Annotated in this window: 18 protein-coding genes; 14 read left to right on the top strand and 4 right to left on the bottom strand. The window is 70.1% G+C overall.

Going from position 1 to position 17628, the window contains the following annotated elements:
• Nucleotides 1-15 precede the first annotated feature (15 nt).
• The 9 genes from hpt to AB3M34_RS19710 all read left to right on the top strand — a co-directional run bounded on the left by hpt (nt 16) and on the right by AB3M34_RS19710 (nt 6789).
• Nucleotides 16-573: a hypoxanthine phosphoribosyltransferase gene (hpt, locus tag AB3M34_RS19750; protein ID WP_370616517.1), complete on the top strand. Its 558-nt coding sequence runs from the start codon at nt 16-18 to the stop codon at nt 571-573.
• A gap of 183 nt (nt 574-756) precedes the next feature.
• The gene (gene ftsH, locus AB3M34_RS19745; RefSeq protein ID WP_370616515.1) at nt 757-2793 is read left to right on the top strand and encodes an ATP-dependent zinc metalloprotease FtsH; all 2037 of its coding nucleotides are present in this window, start codon (nt 757-759) and stop codon (nt 2791-2793) included.
• Nucleotide 2794: 1 nt separating this feature from the next.
• Nucleotides 2795-3394 (top strand): GTP cyclohydrolase I FolE, encoded by a 600-nt coding sequence (folE, locus tag AB3M34_RS19740; protein ID WP_370616513.1) that lies wholly within the window; start codon nt 2795-2797, stop codon nt 3392-3394.
• Nucleotides 3394-4248 carry a dihydropteroate synthase gene (gene folP, locus AB3M34_RS19735; protein WP_370616512.1) on the top strand — a complete coding sequence of 285 codons (855 nt, stop codon included), beginning with the start codon at nt 3394-3396 and terminating at the stop codon, nt 4246-4248. The genes folE and folP overlap by 1 nt, the downstream gene beginning before the upstream one ends.
• Nucleotides 4241-4645, top strand: a complete 405-nt coding sequence (locus AB3M34_RS19730; protein ID WP_370616510.1) for a nuclear transport factor 2 family protein — start codon at nt 4241-4243, stop codon at nt 4643-4645. Before folP ends, AB3M34_RS19730 begins: the two co-directional genes overlap by 8 nt.
• Nucleotides 4642-5019 carry a dihydroneopterin aldolase gene (gene folB, locus AB3M34_RS19725; RefSeq protein ID WP_370616509.1) on the top strand — a complete coding sequence of 126 codons (378 nt, stop codon included), beginning with the start codon at nt 4642-4644 and terminating at the stop codon, nt 5017-5019. Before AB3M34_RS19730 ends, folB begins: the two co-directional genes overlap by 4 nt.
• Nucleotides 5016-5579: a 2-amino-4-hydroxy-6-hydroxymethyldihydropteridine diphosphokinase gene (gene folK, locus AB3M34_RS19720; protein WP_370616507.1), complete on the top strand. Its 564-nt coding sequence runs from the start codon at nt 5016-5018 to the stop codon at nt 5577-5579. The genes folB and folK overlap by 4 nt, the downstream gene beginning before the upstream one ends.
• 5 nt (nt 5580-5584) lie before the next feature.
• Nucleotides 5585-6067: a DUF3180 domain-containing protein gene (locus AB3M34_RS19715; RefSeq protein ID WP_370616505.1), complete on the top strand. Its 483-nt coding sequence runs from the start codon at nt 5585-5587 to the stop codon at nt 6065-6067.
• Between the two features lie 65 nt (nt 6068-6132).
• Nucleotides 6133-6789: a hypothetical protein gene (locus AB3M34_RS19710; RefSeq protein ID WP_370616503.1), complete on the top strand. Its 657-nt coding sequence runs from the start codon at nt 6133-6135 to the stop codon at nt 6787-6789.
• 28 nt (nt 6790-6817) lie between these two features.
• On the opposite strand, the gene AB3M34_RS19705 is transcribed toward AB3M34_RS19710, so the two are convergent.
• Nucleotides 6818-7951 (bottom strand): betaine/proline/choline family ABC transporter ATP-binding protein, encoded by a 1134-nt coding sequence (locus AB3M34_RS19705; RefSeq protein WP_370616502.1) that lies wholly within the window; start codon nt 7949-7951, stop codon nt 6818-6820.
• A 3-nt stretch (nt 7952-7954) separates the two neighbouring features.
• On the opposite strand from AB3M34_RS19705, the gene AB3M34_RS19700 reads away from it, so the two are divergent.
• From AB3M34_RS19700 to AB3M34_RS19690, 3 genes are read left to right on the top strand one after another with little or no spacing between them, the layout of a single operon-like run.
• Nucleotides 7955-8674, top strand: coding sequence for an ABC transporter permease (locus AB3M34_RS19700; protein WP_370616500.1), 720 nt, complete (start codon nt 7955-7957; stop codon nt 8672-8674).
• The gene (locus tag AB3M34_RS19695; protein ID WP_370616498.1) at nt 8671-9456 is read left to right on the top strand and encodes an ABC transporter permease; all 786 of its coding nucleotides are present in this window, start codon (nt 8671-8673) and stop codon (nt 9454-9456) included. The genes AB3M34_RS19700 and AB3M34_RS19695 overlap by 4 nt, the downstream gene beginning before the upstream one ends.
• A 13-nt stretch (nt 9457-9469) precedes the next feature.
• A complete protein-coding gene (locus tag AB3M34_RS19690) occupies nt 9470-10435 on the top strand; it encodes an ABC transporter substrate-binding protein (protein WP_370616496.1) in 966 nt (321 codons plus the stop codon).
• A 21-nt stretch (nt 10436-10456) separates the two neighbouring features.
• Here AB3M34_RS19690 and AB3M34_RS19685 read toward each other — a convergent pair whose 3' ends face one another.
• Complete coding sequence (locus AB3M34_RS19685; RefSeq protein WP_370616494.1) at nt 10457-11254, bottom strand: metallophosphoesterase; 798 nt, start codon at nt 11252-11254, stop codon at nt 10457-10459.
• A gap of 244 nt (nt 11255-11498) precedes the next feature.
• Nucleotides 11499-12707 carry an NADH-quinone oxidoreductase subunit D gene (locus AB3M34_RS19680; protein ID WP_370616493.1) on the bottom strand — a complete coding sequence of 403 codons (1209 nt, stop codon included), beginning with the start codon at nt 12705-12707 and terminating at the stop codon, nt 11499-11501.
• A 114-nt stretch (nt 12708-12821) separates the two neighbouring features.
• On the opposite strand from AB3M34_RS19680, the gene AB3M34_RS19675 reads away from it, so the two are divergent.
• Entirely contained in the window at nt 12822-14270 is a 1449-nt protein-coding gene (locus AB3M34_RS19675; RefSeq protein ID WP_370616492.1) for an Ig-like domain-containing protein, read from the top strand.
• 78 nt (nt 14271-14348) lie between these two features.
• On the opposite strand, the gene AB3M34_RS19670 is transcribed toward AB3M34_RS19675, so the two are convergent.
• The gene (locus tag AB3M34_RS19670; RefSeq protein WP_370616491.1) at nt 14349-15728 is read right to left on the bottom strand and encodes a M14 family zinc carboxypeptidase; all 1380 of its coding nucleotides are present in this window, start codon (nt 15726-15728) and stop codon (nt 14349-14351) included.
• A 249-nt stretch (nt 15729-15977) separates the two neighbouring features.
• On the opposite strand from AB3M34_RS19670, the gene AB3M34_RS19665 reads away from it, so the two are divergent.
• Complete coding sequence (locus AB3M34_RS19665; RefSeq protein WP_370616489.1) at nt 15978-17627, top strand: long-chain fatty acid--CoA ligase; 1650 nt, start codon at nt 15978-15980, stop codon at nt 17625-17627.
• Nucleotide 17628 lies beyond the last annotated feature (1 nt).

The raw sequence follows: 17628 nt of genomic DNA, 5'->3' as shown, positions 1-17628 counted from the left end.
TGTCAGTCTGGATCCGTGGACGCGAAGCAGATCGAGGGTGACCTCGCGCTCGACCAGACCTACATCCCCGAGTCAGAGATCCAGGCGCGGCTCCGTGAGCTCGCCGGTGACATCTCCCGGGACTACGAGGGCAAGGACCTCCTTCTCGTGGGCGTCCTCAAGGGCGCCGTGATGGTGATGGCCGACCTCGCCCGCGCGCTCGACCGCGACGTCGAGATGGACTGGATGGCGGTCTCCTCGTACGGGTCGGGGACGACCTCGTCGGGCGTGGTCCGGATCCTCAAGGACCTCGACGCCGACCTCACCGATCGTCACGTGCTGATCGTCGAGGACATCATCGACTCGGGGCTCACCCTGTCGTGGCTCACCTCGAACCTCCGCTCGCGCAAGCCGGCGTCGGTCGAGATCTGCACGCTGCTGCGCAAGCCCGAGGCGCTGAAGATGGCCGTCGACGTCCGCTACGTCGGGTTCGACATCCCGAACGCCTTCGTCGTTGGCTACGGGCTCGACTTCGACGAGCGCTACCGCAACCTCCGCGACATCGCGACGCTCGCCCCGCACGTCTACTCCTGAAGGCGCCGCAGCACCCGAGAAGCCCCGCTGGCGTACGAGTTCGCCGATTCTGGGAACATGGGCGGGGGTGCCGGACGTTGAAGCACCAGGGGACGGAACGGCCTCCGCCGGTGTCGGCGCGGCGTGTACCGTCGTTTCCCGTACCCATTCCTACGCAGGAGGAGCGAGGCGCGGCCTCGGATCATGGACGTCAAACGCATCTTCAAGGGCCCGTGGCTCTGGATCATCATCAGTGTCATCGCGGTGCTCGCGCTTCTCCAGCTCGTGTCGTCCAACAACGGCTACGAAGAGGTCGAGACCGCCACGATGGTGCGGTACTTCGAGAAGGGTGAGGTCTCCGAGGCCACCTTCATCGGTGCCGGCGACAACGAGGTCCGTGCGACGCTCGACGACGACAAGAAGGTGCGTGCGAGCTGGCTGGGCAACCAGGGCAACCAGCTGCGCGAGCTCGCCGACCAGAGCGTCGCCGACAAGGAGATGAAGTCGTACGACGTCGACATCCCGAAGCCCAGCTTCCTCGGCAGCATGCTGGGGCTCCTGCTGCCGTTCGCGCTGATCTTCCTCCTCTTCATCTTCCTCATGAACTCCATGCAGGGCGGCGGCGGCCGCGTCATGCAGTTCGCGAAGTCCAAGGCCAAGCTCGTCGCCAAGGACACCCCGCAGACCACGTTCGCCGACGTCGCGGGCGCGGACGAGGCCGTCGAGGAGCTCGGCGAGATCAAGGAGTTCCTGGCCGACCCGCAGAAGTTCCAGGCGGTCGGCGCCAAGATCCCCAAGGGCGTCCTGCTCTACGGCCCTCCCGGCACCGGCAAGACGCTCCTCGCGCGCGCCGTGGCCGGCGAGGCAGGCGTGCCGTTCTACTCCATCTCCGGCTCCGACTTCGTCGAGATGTTCGTCGGCGTCGGCGCGAGCCGTGTGCGTGACCTGTTCGAGCAGGCCAAGGAGAACGCTCCCGCGATCATCTTCATCGACGAGATCGACGCCGTCGGCCGGCACCGCGGTGCGGGCCTGGGCGGCGGTCACGACGAGCGCGAGCAGACGCTCAACCAGCTGCTCGTCGAGATGGACGGCTTCGACGTCCGCGGCGGCGTGATCCTGATCGCCGCGACGAATCGTCCCGACGTGCTCGACCCGGCTCTGCTCCGCCCCGGCCGCTTCGACCGCCAGATCGGTGTCGAGGCGCCCGACCTGAAGGGCCGCATCCAGATCCTCCGCGTGCACTCGGCCGGCAAGCCGCTCGACGCCGACGTCGACCTCGAGTCCGTGGCTCGACGCACTCCCGGCTTCTCGGGCGCAGACCTGGCCAACGTCCTCAACGAGGCCGCGCTGCTCACGGCGCGCTCGGCGAGCCAGAAGATCGACAACCGCGCCCTCGACGAGGCGATCGACCGCGTCGTCGCCGGACCGCAGAAGCGCACGCGCCTGATGAGCGAGCACGAGCGCAAGATCACGGCGTACCACGAGGGCGGTCACGCGCTCGTCGCCGCGGCGCTGCCCGGCAGCGACCCCGTGCACAAGATCACGATCATGCCGCGCGGTCGCGCCCTCGGCTACACGATGGTCCTGCCGGACGAGGACCGTTACAGCCAGACGCGCGCCGAGATGCTCGACAAGCTCGCCTACATGATGGGCGGGCGAGCCGCCGAGGAGCTCGTCTTCCACAACCCGACGACCGGCGCCGCCAACGACATCGAGAAGGCGACGACCCTCGCCCGCGCGATGGTCACCCAGTACGGCATGACCGAGCGCATCGGCGCAGTGCGCCTGGGCGAGAACGGCTCCGAGCCGTTCCTCGGTCGCGACATCGGCCACTCGCGCAACTACTCCGAGGAGCTGGCCGCGATCGTCGACGACGAGGTGACCAAGTTCATCTCGTTCGCCCACCAGGAGGCCTTCGACATCCTCGCCGAGAACCGTGACGTCCTCGACACGCTGGTGCTGGCGCTGCTCGAGCGCGAGACTCTCGACAAGGGCGAGGTCGCCGCGATCTTCGAGGCGCTGCGCCGACGCAGCCCGCGTCCCGCCTGGACCGGTTCCGCCTCCCGCAAGCCCTCCGCGCTGCCGCCCGTGGCGTCGCCCAAGGAGGTCAACGGGCACGAGCTCGGCCACGACTCGGAGGAGGGCGCGATCATCCTCGCTCCCGGCGCCGACGGCGACGTCCACGGCCCGGGCGGATCGATGGGCGGAGCGCCCGAGCCGCCGACCCCGGGGGTCGGGTGACGTGACGGCGTACGACCGGTCGGGGCACGCGCTGCCCTCGTTCGACACCCCGCGCGCCGAGGCGGCTGTCCGCGAGCTGCTGATCGCGATCGGTGAGGATCCCGAGCGCGACGGCCTCCAGGACACGCCGGCACGGGTGGCCCGGGCGTACGAGGAGATCTTCGCCGGCATGCGCCGAGACCCCGCCGACGCCCTGTCGCGCACCTTCGAGGTCGACCACGACGAGCTGATCCTGGTGAAGGACATCGAGCTCTGGTCGATGTGCGAGCACCACCTGGTGCCGTTCACCGGTGTCGCCCACGTCGGCTACATCCCGGCTGAGAACGGTCGCGTGGTCGGACTCTCCAAGCTCGCGCGGCTCGTCGACACGTACGCCCGCCGGCCGCAGGTGCAGGAGCGCCTCACGACCCAGATCGCCGACGCGCTCACCGAAACCCTCAAGCCCCTCGGCGTGATCGTGCAGCTCGAGGCCGAGCACCTCTGCATGACGATGCGCGGAGTCCGCAAGCCGGGCGCGAAGACCATCACCAGCGCGGTGCGCGGCCAGCTCCGCGACCCCGCGACCCGGGCCGAGGCGATGTCGCTGATCAAGGCGCGCTGATGTTCGAGCGCCGTGTCGTCCGTGCACTGCCGGACGCCGGGCGGTGCCAGGTCATGGGCGTCGTCAACGTCACTCCCGACTCGTTCTCCGACGGTGGCCGCTGGCTCAACCCAGAGGACGCCGTACGCCGGGGGCTGAGCCTCGTCGCGTCAGGTGCGGACATCATCGACGTCGGCGGGGAGTCCACCCGCCCGGGTGCCCAGCGGGTCGATGCCGAGACCGAGCTCGCCCGTGTCGAGCCGGTCGTGCGTGCCCTCTCCGAGCGTGGCGTCGTCGTGTCCGTCGACACGATGCGTGCGGAGGTCGCCGAACGCGCCGTCGCCGCGGGCGCACGCATCATCAACGACGTCTCCGGCGGGCGTGCCGATCCCGGCATCCTCGACGTCGCCGCGCGCGCGGGCGTCCCGTACGTCGTCATGCACTGGCGCGGGCACTCCGAAGCGATGCAGGGCGCCGACGCCACGAGCTACGACGACCTGGTCCCCGACGTGGTCCGCGAGCTGTCGCGCTCCGTCGACGCCGCGCTGGCGGCCGGTGTGCGGCCTGAGCAGGTCGTCGTCGATCCCGGCATCGGGTTCTCGAAGCGCGGACCCCAGAACTGGTCGATCCTGGCTCACCTCGAGGCCTTCGCCGAGCTCGGCTACCCCCTCCTGGTCGCGGCGAGCCGCAAGCGTTTCCTCGGCGAGCTCCTCGCCGAGTCGGACGGGTCACTCCGCGACCCGCTCCACCGCGAGGCCGCGACGGCCGCGATCACCGCGCTGGCGGCTGCGGCCGGTGCCTGGGCCATCCGGGTCCACGAGGTCCCCGACAACGCCGACGCCGTCCGAGTCGCGGAGCGGTGGCGGCATGGCTGACGTGACGAAAGGCGTCCTCCGGACCCACGAGGCGTTCTACGACGCGATCGAGCGCGGCGACCTCGACCTCATGACCTCGCTGTGGCTCCCCGGCGACGACACCGTCTGCGTGCACCCCGGGTCGGCCCCGATCACGGGCACGTCGGCGATCATGCGCTCCTTCGCGATGCTGATGGCGAGCGTCGGCTACATCCAGTTCATCCTCACCGACGTGACGGTCCAGCACCGCGGTGGCATCGCGATCGTCTCGTGCACGGAGAACGTCCTTTCCGAGGCCGAGGGCGAGGAGCCGACGGTCTTCGCCGGCGGCCGCGGCGCCGCGACCGACGTCCTCGTGGAGACCGCGACCGGCTGGAAGCTGTGGTCCCACCACTCAGGGCCGGTGATGGAGGGATGAGCGTGCCCGAAGGCCTCGATCGGATCACCGTCACAGGGATCACGGCGTACGGCTATCACGGCCTCCTCCCGCACGAGCGCGAGCAAGGGCAGCCGTTCGTGGTGGACGTCGCCCTCGGGCTCGACCTGACGGTTGCGGCCGAGACTGGGGGCTTAGACGCGTCGGTTCATTACGGTACGTTGTCGGAGAGGGTCGCGGACGCCATCACGTCGGACCCCGTAGACCTGATCGAGACGCTCGCCCTCCGGATCGTCCGGATCTGTTTCGGCTTCGAGCCGGTGCAGTGGGCGAGCGTCACGGTTCACAAGCCCCATGCACCGATTCCGGTGACGTTCTCGGACGTCGCCGTGACGATAGAGCGGAGCCGTACGTGACCGAGACGCCCAACCCGCACATGCCCGATGCCGACACGATGACCGGGGGAATGCGCCCGATCCGGCAGGCAGTGATCGCGATCGGTTCCAACCTGGGGGAGCGCCTCAACAACGTCCAGGGCGCGGTCGCCGCGCTCGCGGACACTCCTGAGGTCACGGTCGTGACCGTGTCGTCGGTGTACGAGACGGTGCCCGTGGGCGCGCCCGCTGGATCCCGCGACTTCCTCAACGCCGCCGTCCTCATCGACACGACGCTGACCGTGCACACGCTGCTCGATCGCTGCCTTGCCATCGAGGACGCGTTCGGACGCGAGCGTGGTGAGCCCAACGCTCCGCGCACCCTCGACGTCGACCTGATCGTGGTCGGCGACCGCATCGCCTCCGACGAGCGGCTGACCCTCCCGCACCCGCGGGCGCACGAGCGCGCCTTCGTCCTCATCCCGTGGCTGGAGCTCGACCTCGAGGGCGAGATCCCCGGCAAGGGGTTCGTCGTCGACCTGGCCCAGAGCGTCGACACCAGCGGTGTGACGCGGCGCGAGGACCTCGAGATCCTCGTCTGACGTCCATGGGTCGTCCTGCCCTGCGCCGTTCTTCGGCAGCCCAGCTCGCGGTCCTCGGTGTCGTCGGTCTCGCCGTCGGACGGTCGGTCCGGCCGTTCCTCGAGTGGCGCGACGCGGTCGTCCCGACGGTGTCCTGGGTCGCTGCAGGGACGCTCCTGTTCCTCGCCGGTGTCCTCGCGTTCCTCGCGCGGTCGACGTACGTGGCGCTGCACCGTGAGCGGCGCACGATGCACTCGGCACGCGCCGTGCGACTGCTCGCGCTGGCGAAGGCGTCGGCGATCGTGACCGCGCTGATCGCGGGCTACTACATCGGGTTCGCGCTGTCGTTCGCCGGCGACACGGAGCTCTCGCTTCCCCGCGAGCGCGTCGTCCGATCAGCGGCAGCGGCGATCGCCGCGCTGCTCGCGCTGGCGGCCGCGCTGGCCCTCGAACGCGCCTGCGAGGTGCCGCGGGACGACGACGACGAGGACGCTCCGGCGAAGGCCTGAGGCACCTCCGGATCAGGTGGTGTCCGTCACGAAGGAGCGCCGAGCCGTAGCGTACTGTTCTGCCCATGCCCAACGTTCGCCGCCGCCAGCGCTCCACGCGCATCCTCGCCGCCAGCCTCTTGCTGGCGGCTTCTGCTGTGTTCGTCGCCGTAGCCGTGGTGGCGGCCTCGCAGGGCGTTCTGATCGCTGCGGCGATCACAGCGGTGGTCGCCGGAGCGGCCTCGGCGCGGATCGTCGCGGACGAGGTCATGACGACTCGCCGCGAGTGGTACAAGGACCGTGCTGAGCAGGCCCAGGCCTACCGCGACATGACGGTCGACCGCACCCGCGAGAACATGCAGTTCGTCGAGGCGGTCAACGAGACGCTGTCGATCACCACGAAGCGCATCGGCGAGCTGAACGGCACGCTGCGCCTCGCCGAGGCGCGGGCCGAGGAGTCCGACGCGTTGCGCAAGGTGCTCGCGAGCGAGGTCGAGTCGCTGCGCACCGCAGGCGAGACCTCAGAGTCCCCCGCTGCCGCGGCGATGGGCCTGTGGGAGGGCGCCGACGTGCCCACGATCGTCGACCTGCTCAGCTGGGAGGCCGCGGCCGCGGTCCGGGCGCAGGCTGCTGACGAGGCCGCCTCCGAGGGCGACGACGCCGACGCCTCGACCGGCGACGCCGAGAAGTCGGGCGACGACAGCGCCGCCGAGGACGATCTCCCCGAGGCCAAGGAGGCCTGACAGCGGCGGTCCGGCCGAGTGGCCGGACTCAGGCGGGCTCGGTGATCCGTACGGACCTGCGCAGTGCCGCGTGGAGCGACTCGGGGGTCAGCACACCGAGCAGCCGCCGGTCGTCGTCGAGCACGGCCACCCAACCGGCGTCGTAGCGGAGCATCACGGCCCACGCGTCCTTCAGCGTGGCCGAGCGGTGCACGGTGGCCTCCATCGGCCGCACCCTCATGCTGCTCGACCCGGCCGGCTGGTCGGCGGGCGCCCAGCCGGCGAGGCGGCCGTCGTCGTCCAGCACGATGGCCCACGGGACGTCCGTGCCGCTCGCGGCCTGACGGACGTCGTCGGCCGACGCGTCACGGCGTACGACCGGAGCGTCCTCCAGGTCACGGACCTCGATCGCGGTGACGGCGAGGCGGCGAAGGCCTCGGTCGGCTCCCACGAACTCGGCCACGAAGTCGTCTGCGGGGGAGCCGAGGACGGCAGCGGGGGAGTCGTACTGGCGCAGGTCGCCGCCCGAGGCGAGCACCGCCACGCGGTCGCCCAGCCGGACGGCCTCGTCGATGTCGTGGGTGACGAAGACGACCGTCTTGCCGAGCTCGTGCTGGAGGCGAAGGAACTCGTCCTGGAGCCGCTCGCGAACGATCGGGTCGACCGCGCCGAACGGCTCGTCCATCAGCAGCACGGGCGGGTCCGCGGCGAGCGCCCGTGCGACGCCGACACGCTGACGCTGGCCACCGGAGAGCTGGTGCGGGTAGCGGTCGGCGTACGTCGCCGGATCGAGGCCGACCATCTCGAGGAGCTCGTCGGCGCGGGCCCGCGCACGCTCGCCGTCCCACCCCAGCAGGCTCGGCACGGTGGTGACGTTCTGCCGGATCGACTGGTGCGGGAACAGGCCGACCTGCTGGATGACGTACCCAATGCCGCGCCGGAGCGCGACGGGATCGGCCTTCGTCACGTCCTCGCCGTCGATCAGGATCCGGCCCGTGGTCGGCTCGATCAGCCGGTTGATCATCTTGAGCGTCGTCGACTTGCCGCATCCCGACGGCCCGACCAGGGCAACCAGGGAGCCGCGCGGCACGGACAGGGACAGGTCGCGCACTGCGACGGAACCGTCGGCGTACTGCTTGCCGATGCCGTCCAGCACGATCATCGCGCCCTCGGTACGGTGCATGACGTGAGCCTAGCCGCCGGGGTCGTCCCAGACGCAGTGGTCGCCGCTGACCCGCCCTGCTACTCGCGCGCCGTCAACGCGTGGGTGTGCCCGGAGTACGTGACCCGCTACGCGCCCGAGCTCTGGGACGCGACGGTGCAGCACGTGCTGCTGACCGTGTCGGCGGTCGTCCTCGGCTTCGTGCTGGCCGTGGCGCTCGCCCTCGTGGCGCGACGCCGCGCACGGATGCGCTCGCTGCTGCTCGGCAGCACGACGCTGATCTACACGATCCCGTCGCTGGCGATGTTCTCGCTGCTCGCCCAGGCCACCGGGCTGAGCGCCACCACGGTGGTCATCGGTCTCGGCCTCTACTCCCTGTCGATCCTCGTCCGCAACGTGCTGACCGGGCTCGACGGCGTGCCGGACGAGGTCGTCGAGGCGGCGACCGGGCTCGGGTACGGGCGGGTCCGCCTGCTCCTGCGCATCGAGGCCCCGCTCGCGCTGCCCGTCGTCATGGCCGGGCTGCGGATCGCCACGGTCTCGACGGTCGCGCTGGTCACGCTCGGCACGATCGTCGCGTACGGCGGCCTCGGCAACATGCTGGCCAACGGCCTCGACGACAGCTTCAAGGCACAGGTGCTGACCACCAGCGTGCTGTGCGTCGTGCTGGCCGTCGCCCTGGACCTGCTGCTCGTCGCCTTCACCCGGCTCGTGACCCCGTGGACGCGGGGGGTGGCGACGTGAACGAGTTCCGCGAGGCGCTGGAGTTCCTGCTCGACCCCGCGAACTGGGAGGGCACGAACGGACTGTGGGACCAGCTCGTCCAGCAGGTCCTCCTCACGGTGACCGCGCTGGTCGTCGTCCTCATGGTCGGGCTCCCGCTAGGACTGTGGCTCGGCCACCGCGGTCGTGGCGGGACCTTCGCGATCAACCTCTCCAACATCGGGCGTGCCATCCCGGTCTTCGCCGTCCTCGGGCTGCTGTCGCTGGGTCCGGTCGGGACGGCCACGCTGGGGCCGTACGGTCGGGCCGGGATGGCGACGCTCATCGCTCTCGTCCTGTTCGGGCTGCCACCGGTCGTCACCAACGCGTACGTCGGGGTGCGCGAGGTCGACCCGGAGATCGTCGAGGCCGCCCGAGGGACGGGGATGAGCGAGTGGCAGGTGTTCCGGCGGGTGGAGCTGCCCCTCGCCTCGGGGCTGGTCGCGAACGGCGTGCGCCTGGCGGTGGTCCAGCTGTGGGCGACCGCCACGATCGCGGCCCTGGTCGCCGGGCCCGGCCTCGGCAACACGATCACGTACGGGTTCAGCAACGGCGACTACCAGTACGTGATCGGCGGCGCGATCCTCGTCGCCGCCGGTGCACTGGCGCTGGAAGGCCTGGCCGCACTCGTCGAACGGCGTGTCGACCCCATGCGTCGTGTCAGGGGTAGCGGCCATGATGGGATCGTCCAGGCACCGGAGATCGAAGCACGACCGCCGACAGACACAGCACCCAAGACAGACACCGCGGCCACAAGGTCGTGACGGAAGGGATCCGATGAACTCCACGACACTTCGCCGCGTACGCCGCGGTGCCGCCTCGATCGCAGCCGCGGTCGCGCTGATCGCGCTGCCGGCATGCGGCGGCGACGACGGTGACGGTGACGGCGGCTCGGGTGGCGAGTCCAAGGGCTCGGTGACGCTGTCCGGCCAGAACTTCACCGAGATGCAGATCCTCGCCGAGCTCTACACCCAGGTTCTCGAGGACACGGGTTACGACGTCACCCAGAAGCTGGTCGACACGCGCGACATCTACATGGCGCAGCTGACCGACAACAACGTGCAGGTCGTCCCCGAGTACCTCGCAGGCATCGGTGACTTCCTCAACAAGCAGGCCAACGGCGACACGGCGCCGCCGGTGACGAGCAACAACGTCGAGGAGACGGTTGCCGCGGTCAGCGAGCTCGCCGAGGCCGCGGGCGTGACCCTGCTCGAGCCGGCCGAGGCGACCGACCAGAACGCGTACGCCGTCACCAAGGAGTTCGCCGACGAGAACTCCGTGGCGACCCTCTCCGACCTCGGCGCACTCGGCACGCCCATCAAGCTCGCGGCGGCGCCGGACTGCAAGGACCGCCAGGACTGCGGCAAGGGCCTCGAGGAGGTCTACGGGATCGACCTGGCCGAGATCCTCCCGCTGGGGTTCGGCAGCCGCGAGGGCAAGGACGCCGCCACCAGCGGCGAGGTGCAGCTGGTGCAGGTCGCGACGACCGACGGCGCCCTCGAGGACGACGGTCTCGTGCTGCTCGAGGACGACAAGGGCCTGCAGCCCGCTCAGAACCTCATCCCCGCGGTCAACACGGAGTGGCTCGCCGACAACGAGGACGCAGCCAATGCGCTCAACGAGCTCTCCGCGAAGCTCACGACCGACAAGCTCGCCGAGATGAACGTCGCCGTCGACGTCGACCGTGAGAAGCCGGCCGACGTGGCCAAGCAGTTCCTCGAGGACGAGGGCCTTCTCGGTTAGCTCGCCCCCCCGGGCGACCTGTCAGCGGTGGTCGGCCACCTCGTCCAGGCGGACGAGGTGGCACGGCCCGCCGACGAAGACCCCGCCGTCGATGTCGAGAGCGAGCCCGTCCGCGTACACCACGGGTTCGTCGTCCGGTGTCACGGAGCCGCCCCGGATGAGCGCGCCGATCGTGTGTCCATGGACGATCCGGCGGCCGCCCAGGGTGTCCAGCACCTGTCGGGCAGTCTCGACCCCGTCCTCGCGTGCGAACGCGTAGCGTGACGTCAGCCTCCGCCAGATCTCCCACCACGTGTCGAGGTCGGGCATGTGCAGCTCGGCCCTGACCGCGGCGTTGATCTCGTCGATGGTGTTGCCCCACTCGAGGTACGCGGTCGTGTCGGAGTGCAGCAGCAGCTGGGACGCGTCCACCCCGACCACGGTCCGGGTCGTCAGCCAGTCGAGGAGCTCCTCGTCGAGGCCTTCCAGGTCGGTCACCACTCCGCCGTTGCCGACCCAGTTGGGCTCGAACGCGTAGCGAGGATCGCTCGGGACCGGCATCGGCCCGTAGCGGTGCATCCCGAGCATCAGGATCTCGTGGTTGCCCAGCAGCGCGGTCGCTGCACCGCCGGCGGCTGCAGCCTCTTCCTCGAGGCGTCTCGCCAGCCTGATCACGCCGATGCCGTCCGGTCCGCGGTCGACGTAGTCCCCGAGGAACCACAGCCTCGCCTCGCCGCCCGACCAGTGCTCGTGCTCGTCGACCAGCCCTGCCTTCGTCAGGGCCGCGACGAGGACGTCACGATGCCCATGGATGTCGCTGACCGCCCACACGTCGCCCACGCTTGTGAACACTAGAGCGCACGACCCAACTCGGCCCGTCGAAGTCGATCGCCGCATATCTGCGTCATCGACTCTCTGCTACTTGTCGATGTCTCCGACGACTTGATGGCGCGGGGAGCATCGACCGTTCGCTGCAGGGGCGACTTCGTCGACCCTTTCGCTCACTTGTCGATGTCCCCGACGACTTGATGGCGCGGGGAGCATCGACCGTTCGCTGCAGGGGCGACTTCGTCGACCCTTTCGCTCACTTGTCGATGTCCCCGACGACGAAGAACATCGAACCGAGGATCGAGATCAGGTCCGCCACGACGGCGCCGCGCACCACTTCGGGGAGGACGGCGATGTTGTTGAACGACGCCGAACGGAGCTTGAGCCGCCACGGCGTCTTCTCGCCGCGCGACACCAGGTAGTAACCGTTGATCCCGAGCGGGTTCTCGGTCCAGGTGTACGTCGAGCCCTCGGGCACCTTGACGATCTTCGGGAGCTTCACGTTGACCGGCCCCTGCGGCAGGTCGCGCATCCGCGCCACACAGGCGTCAACCAGGTCCAGGGACGCGCGCACCTGGTCGAGCAGGCAGGAGAACCGGGCATAGCTGTCGCCCTCGGTCCGCGTGACCACGCGAAGAACCTTGTCGGCTGCGAGCTCCCGGTACGCGAGGTAAGGGTCGTCGCGGCGCAGGTCGAAGTCGACCCCTGACGCCCGCGCGATCGGCCCGGACACGCCGTACGCCTGGGCGAGCGCGGGCGAGAGCACACCCACACCGCGGGTCCGGGCGATGAAGATCTCGTTGTCGAGCAGGAGGTCCTCGATCTGCCCGAGACGGCTCCGCACCGCCGTGGTTGCTGCGCCGACCCGGCCGAGCCATCCCGCCGGCAGATCCTCCTTGAGGCCGCCGACGCGGTTGAACATGTAGTGCATCCGCCCGCCGGAGATCTCCTCCATGACCTCCTGGATCGTCTCCCGCTCCCGGAACGCGTAGAAGATCGGGGTGATGGCACCGATCTCGAGGGGGTACGACCCGAGGAACATCAGGTGGTTGAGGATGCGGTTCAGCTCGGCGAGCAGGGTCCGTGCCCAGGTCGCGCGCTCGGGAACCTCGAGTCCGAGCATCCGCTCCACGGCGAGCACCACCCCGACCTCCGACGAGAACGCCGACAGCCAGTCGTGGCGATTCGCGAGCACGATGATCTGGCGGTAGTCGCGGACCTCGAACAGCTTCTCGACGCCGCGGTGCATGTAGCCGACGATCGGCTCGCACTCCACGATCCGCTCGCCGTCGAGCGTCAGCCGGAGCCGCAGGACGCCGTGCGTCGCCGGGTGCTGCGGGCCGACGTTCAGCACCATGTCGGTCGTGTCGATGTCGACACCGCCACCGCGCTCGTGGCCGAACCCGGCCGAGCCGGCGCCCACGCCGACCGTCAGCCTGCGGGGAGTGGGAGTGTCGCTCGACATGTCGCTCAGCCTAGCGGCGTGGAGTCGCTGGACGGCGGCGGAAGGACTGACCCAACGCGTGGCACAATGGTCGCGCGTTCGGGGGGACGCACCTTATACCTGTCAGGAGAGATCGTGCTGTCCTTTGTCCCGAATGCTTCGCGCCGCCTGCTCGCGGGCGTCCTGGCCGCGCTGCTCGCCGTCGGCCTTCTCGCCGCAGCGCCGCCCGCCAGTGCCGCGACCACGCTGACCTACAACGGCTGGACCGAGACGTGGGCGGACGGAGACCTCTGGATCTCGTTCACCGCTGCGGGCGACGAGCCCGTCGGCACGGCGACGGCAACGTTTGCGGGCAAGACGGTCACGCTCGAGCGCAGCGACGACAACCCGAATCCCCACCAGTACATGGGCACGATCAACGGGCCCTTCCCGGTCGGGACGCACACCGTGACCGGCAAGCTCGTCACGACCTCAGGCACGGTGACCGCGACCGGTTCGGCGACCGTGCTTCCGGCGCTGCGCTACGCCGCACCCGGCTCGGCGTTCAGCTGGGGAGTCGACCCGCTGCGGACGAAGGTGCTCGCCGAAGGTGGTTCGGTGGCGCTGTCCTCCGGCGCCGTGAAGGACACGACCGACGCAGCGAAGGTCAGCTTTCCGATGACCGACTACCTGAAGGGCAGCGGCCGGTACGAGACCGGTGGTCTGGCGCGGTTCGTCAGCAGGCACCGTGACGTCACCCTCTCGGACCTGCACTGGGTCACCGCGGGGCAGGGCGGCTCGCTCCGCGCCGACGCGACCTACCGGCACCCGGGCCAGGCGACTCGCAGTGAGCGCGGTGTCGTCATCGCCACGGCGCCTGTCATCTACGGCCAGAGCGGGGACCCCATGGGGTTCAGGGGCAGCGTCGACCTCGCTGCCACCGCCGCCGGCGCCCGGATCCTCGGCGTGTCCACCGCGGCGAGCCTCGGCACGATGACGTGGCGCGTCGCGCTGGCGCTGAACCCCTCGCCGGCCTCTGCTCGGGTGATTGTGAGCCCGACCAGCACGTCGTACGGGCGTGCAGCGCGGGTGACAGCGTCGGTCACGCGCGCAGGAACCTATGCCGCAGGCACGGTGGCCTTCCGTGCCGGGAGCCGCGGCCTCGGCACCGTACGCCTCTCCCGCGGTGCTGGCGCCATGACCGTCCCGGCGGGCATCGCCGTCGGTACGCACGCGATCACCGCCACGTACCGGGCCGACTACTCGCCGACGACGGCGGTGGCGCGGACCAGCCTCCGGATCACCAAGGCCGGCACGGTGACCAAGGCGAGGCTGTCGAAGAAGAAGGTCACCCGCAAGCAGCGCGCGAAGGTCACCGCCACCGTCGCCGGACGCGGGACGACGATCCGCCCGACCGGCACGGTGAAGATCTACGACGGCAAGAAGCGCGTCGGCAAGGCGACGCTGACGGTCGGCAAGCGCGGGAAGGTGACCGTGAAGCTGCCGAAGCTGAAGAAGCGTGGCAGGCACACCCTGCGGATCGTCTACAGCGGATCGTGGGCGTTCGGCGGTTCCTCGACGCGCGTGGTCCTGCGAGTGCGCTGACCGACCACCTGCAGACATGACTCGCAGCTGCGACCACGTCCTGGTCGCAGCTGCGAGTCCTGCGTGTTGCCGCGTCGGTCAGCAGGTCTGGAGCGGCGTCCCCTCGGCGATGCGGAACTCGTGCCGCTCGTCGAACATCAGCGGGACCAGCCCTCGGTTCGGCTGCGCGAGGCTGACCACGCGCCCGGCAGCGTTGCGGGTCGACTTCAGGTCGTGCAGGCGCAGAGCCTGGCGCACCTGCTGGAACGTCTCCTCGCTGATCTGGTAGGCGCACATCGGCTCAGGTTCGACCTCGTCCCCGCTGGTCGGCAGCATGTCGTCCTGGCCCGCGAAGTAGATGACACCACCCTGCGACGCACCCAGCTCGGTCTGTCGCTCAGCCGCTGCGGCGGTCTCCCGCGCCAGCGTCTCGCGGTTCTCTGCGACCATCTGGGTCGACCCGAGGGCGCTCGCGTAGTTGGTGTCGACGCGGCGGTTGTTGAGGACGCGGACGTCCGCCGCCTCCTCGTCGTTCAGCGGACGTGTGGCCGTCTCGCTCAGCATGCCGACGACGTTGACGAGACCGGCGTAGTTGCGCAGGATCCGGACCTGCTCGTCGCCGGCGACCTGCAGGAACGGCTCACCGTCCTTGACGTAGTGGCCGTAGATGCCGGCGGTGAAGCCCTCGCTGCGGGCCTGGGCCGCCGCGTAGTCCTCACTCATCTCCTGGCTGAGCGAGTGGACCTGGTCGTCGACGTTGCGGTTGCGGGGCCAGAGGTGGAGGAGGTCGGTCCGGTAGTACTCGCTCGGGCCGTACTCGTGGAGGTCGTTCAGGATGTCGGGGTTCCAGTCACGGATGACCTTCGTGACCGCGCGGCCCTCGGGTGTCGCGAGCTCGAGGTAGTCGCGGTTGACGTCGACGCCGTTCGCGTTGCCGCGGGTGTTGGCGACCCAGCCGTCGGGGTTCGCGTTGATCACGAGCACGGTGGTGCGCGACAGGAAGCGCGTCACGGTGGAGTCCGTGCTGGTGGCCAGGTCGCGGGCAAGCTTCATGCACGCCTCGCGGCCGGACGGCTCGTTGCCGTGGACGGAGCAGACGAACATCGCCACCGAGCCGTCGGCGGCCTCGGTCTGCGACTTGGGCGCCGGTTCGCCGATCGAGATGAGCTGGATCGGTCGACCCTGCGTCGTACGGCCGACGTTGCTGACGGCGACGCGCTCGCTGGCCGCGTCGAGCTGACGGTAGAACTGGAGGGACTGCGGGTGGGTCGTCCAGCTGGCGCCGCCGGACGTCTCGAACGGTGTCTGGAGGGCCGCGGGTGCGTCGTCCGCGGCGGCGGCGAGTGCCTTCTCGAGAGCGTCGTCGCGCTGGTCGGCGCCTGCGGTCGTGCCGCTGCCGACGAGGACGGAGGCCGCGAGCGCCGCACCTGCGGCGGTCGCGAGGACCTTTGACCAGGGTGTGAGTCGTGTCGTGCGCAAGGTCGTTTTCCTTTCGCGGGTGGTCGACCGTTCGCCGATGGCTCGAGCCCCCGCGGCGACCACGTGAGATTTCCCTCACGTTCCCGGCTGCGTTCGCTTCATGCAACTGGAGATCCGTGAAACTTCCAGACACAACTCGGGTTGCAGTGGTATAAGCGCCGCCGCTGCAAAGCGCGACGCAGAGGGTGGTCCCCTGCGCGCACCTCCGGCACACTGTGTGACCCAGGCCATGCTCCTCGGAGGTTCTCGATGCGCAGCACCATGCAGGACGTCCCCCTCAGCCTCAGCCGGATCTTGCGCTACGGGACGACGGCGTACGCCGATGCGACCGTCGTCACGGCGACGGCCGACGGCACGCGAAGCCGCTCGTACGGCGACGTCGGGCGCCGCGCCGCGCGGCTCGCCAACGCGCTGCGCGACATCGGCATCACCGGCGACGAGCGGGTCGGCACGTTCATGTGGAACAACGCCGAGCACCTCGAGGCCTACCTCGCGATCCCGTCGATGGGCGCCGTGCTCCACACGATCAACATCCGGCTGTTCCCGGAGCAGGTCGTCTACGTGGTCAACCACGCGGAGGACCGCGCCGTCATCGTCGACGCCTCGCTGGTGACGCCTTTCGCCGCGATGCTGCCGCAGATGGAGACCGTCACCCACGTCCTCGTCTCGGGGCCGGAGACGGAGCAGACCGACCTGTCGCCGCTCGAGGCGGCCGGCAAGGTGGTCCTGCGGTACGAGGAGGTGCTCGAGGCGGCGTCCGAGGACTTCGTGTGGCCCGAGGTGGACGAGCGCGACGCCGCCGCGATGTGCTACACCAGCGGCACCACGGGCAACCCCAAGGGCGTCGTCTACAGCCACCGCTCGGCGTACCTGCACTCGATGTCGATCGCGATGGGCGACAACGCCGGGATGGGCCCCGACGACCGCGTGCTGCCGGTCGTGCCGATGTTCCACGCCAACGCGTGGGGCCTTCCGTACGCCGCGGTGCTCGTCGGTGCGTCGTTGATCATGCCGGACCGGTGGCTCCAGGCCGAGCCGCTCGTCCGGCTGATGGAGGAGACGCGCCCGACCATCGCCGGCGGGGTGCCGACCATCTTCAACGACGTGCTCGGCTGGATCGACGAGCATCCCGCCGACCTCACGTCGCTCCGGGCGGTGCTGTGCGGCGGCTCCGCCGTCCCCGAGTCGCTCCAGCGTGCGCTGTGGGACCGGCACGGCGTACGCATCCAGCAGGCGTGGGGCATGACCGAGACCTCGCCGGTCGCGACCTCCGGCAAGCCGCCGGTGGGGCTGTCCGACGAGGAGGCATGGCCGTACCGCATCGGCCAGGGGCGGCTGCTCGGCGGTGTCGAGGGGCGGCTCGTCGGCGGCGACGGGGAGGTGCTCCCGCACGACGGTGAGGCCGTCGGAGAGGTCGAGGTACGGGGACCCTGGATCACCGGCGCCTACTACCTCGACGACGACCCGGAGAAGTTCCGCGACGGGTGGCTGCGCACGGGCGACGTCGGGACGATCGACCGACAGGGCTTCATCACGCTCACCGACCGCGCGAAGGACGTCATCAAGTCGGGTGGGGAGTGGATCTCGTCGGTCGAGCTCGAGAACGCGCTGATGGGGCACCCCGACGTCGTCGAGGCGGCCGTCGTCGGGATCCCGGACGAGAAGTGGCAGGAGCGACCGCTCGCGACCGTGGTGGTGCGCCCCGGCGCCGACGTGACGCCCGAGGCGCTGCGCGAGCACCTGGCGGGCTCGTTCGCGAAGTGGCAGCTGCCCGACGCCTGGACGTTCATCGAGGCGGTGCCGCGCACCTCGGTCGGGAAGTTCGACAAGAAGGTGCTTCGGAGCGCCTACGCCGACGGCGCGCTTGACGTGGTGCGTGGCGCAGACACGACAGGGTGAG

The sequence above is a fragment of the Mumia sp. Pv4-285 genome, assembly GCF_041320275.1.
Classification (GTDB): Bacteria; Actinomycetota; Actinomycetes; order Propionibacteriales; family Nocardioidaceae; genus Mumia; species Mumia qirimensis.
This window is presented reverse-complemented; position numbering and strand designations above follow the sequence as displayed.

Excerpts from the sequence above, each read along its gene's own strand:
- ftsH (WP_370616515.1), top strand. The coding sequence starts at position 757 with ATGGACGTCAAACGCATCTTCAAGGGCCCGTGGCTCTGGATCATCATC.
- folP (WP_370616512.1), top strand. The coding sequence starts at position 3,394 with ATGTTCGAGCGCCGTGTCGTCCGTGCACTGCCGGACGCCGGGCGGTGC.
- AB3M34_RS19730 (WP_370616510.1), top strand. The coding sequence starts at position 4,241 with ATGGCTGACGTGACGAAAGGCGTCCTCCGGACCCACGAGGCGTTCTAC.
- folB (WP_370616509.1), top strand. The coding sequence starts at position 4,642 with ATGAGCGTGCCCGAAGGCCTCGATCGGATCACCGTCACAGGGATCACG.
- AB3M34_RS19715 (WP_370616505.1), top strand. The coding sequence starts at position 5,585 with ATGGGTCGTCCTGCCCTGCGCCGTTCTTCGGCAGCCCAGCTCGCGGTC.
- AB3M34_RS19710 (WP_370616503.1), top strand. The coding sequence starts at position 6,133 with ATGCCCAACGTTCGCCGCCGCCAGCGCTCCACGCGCATCCTCGCCGCC.
- AB3M34_RS19705 (WP_370616502.1), bottom strand. The coding sequence starts at position 7,951 with ATGCACCGTACCGAGGGCGCGATGATCGTGCTGGACGGCATCGGCAAG.
- AB3M34_RS19690 (WP_370616496.1), top strand. The coding sequence starts at position 9,470 with ATGAACTCCACGACACTTCGCCGCGTACGCCGCGGTGCCGCCTCGATC.
- AB3M34_RS19680 (WP_370616493.1), bottom strand. The coding sequence starts at position 12,707 with ATGTCGAGCGACACTCCCACTCCCCGCAGGCTGACGGTCGGCGTGGGC.
- AB3M34_RS19665 (WP_370616489.1), top strand. The coding sequence starts at position 15,978 with ATGCGCAGCACCATGCAGGACGTCCCCCTCAGCCTCAGCCGGATCTTG.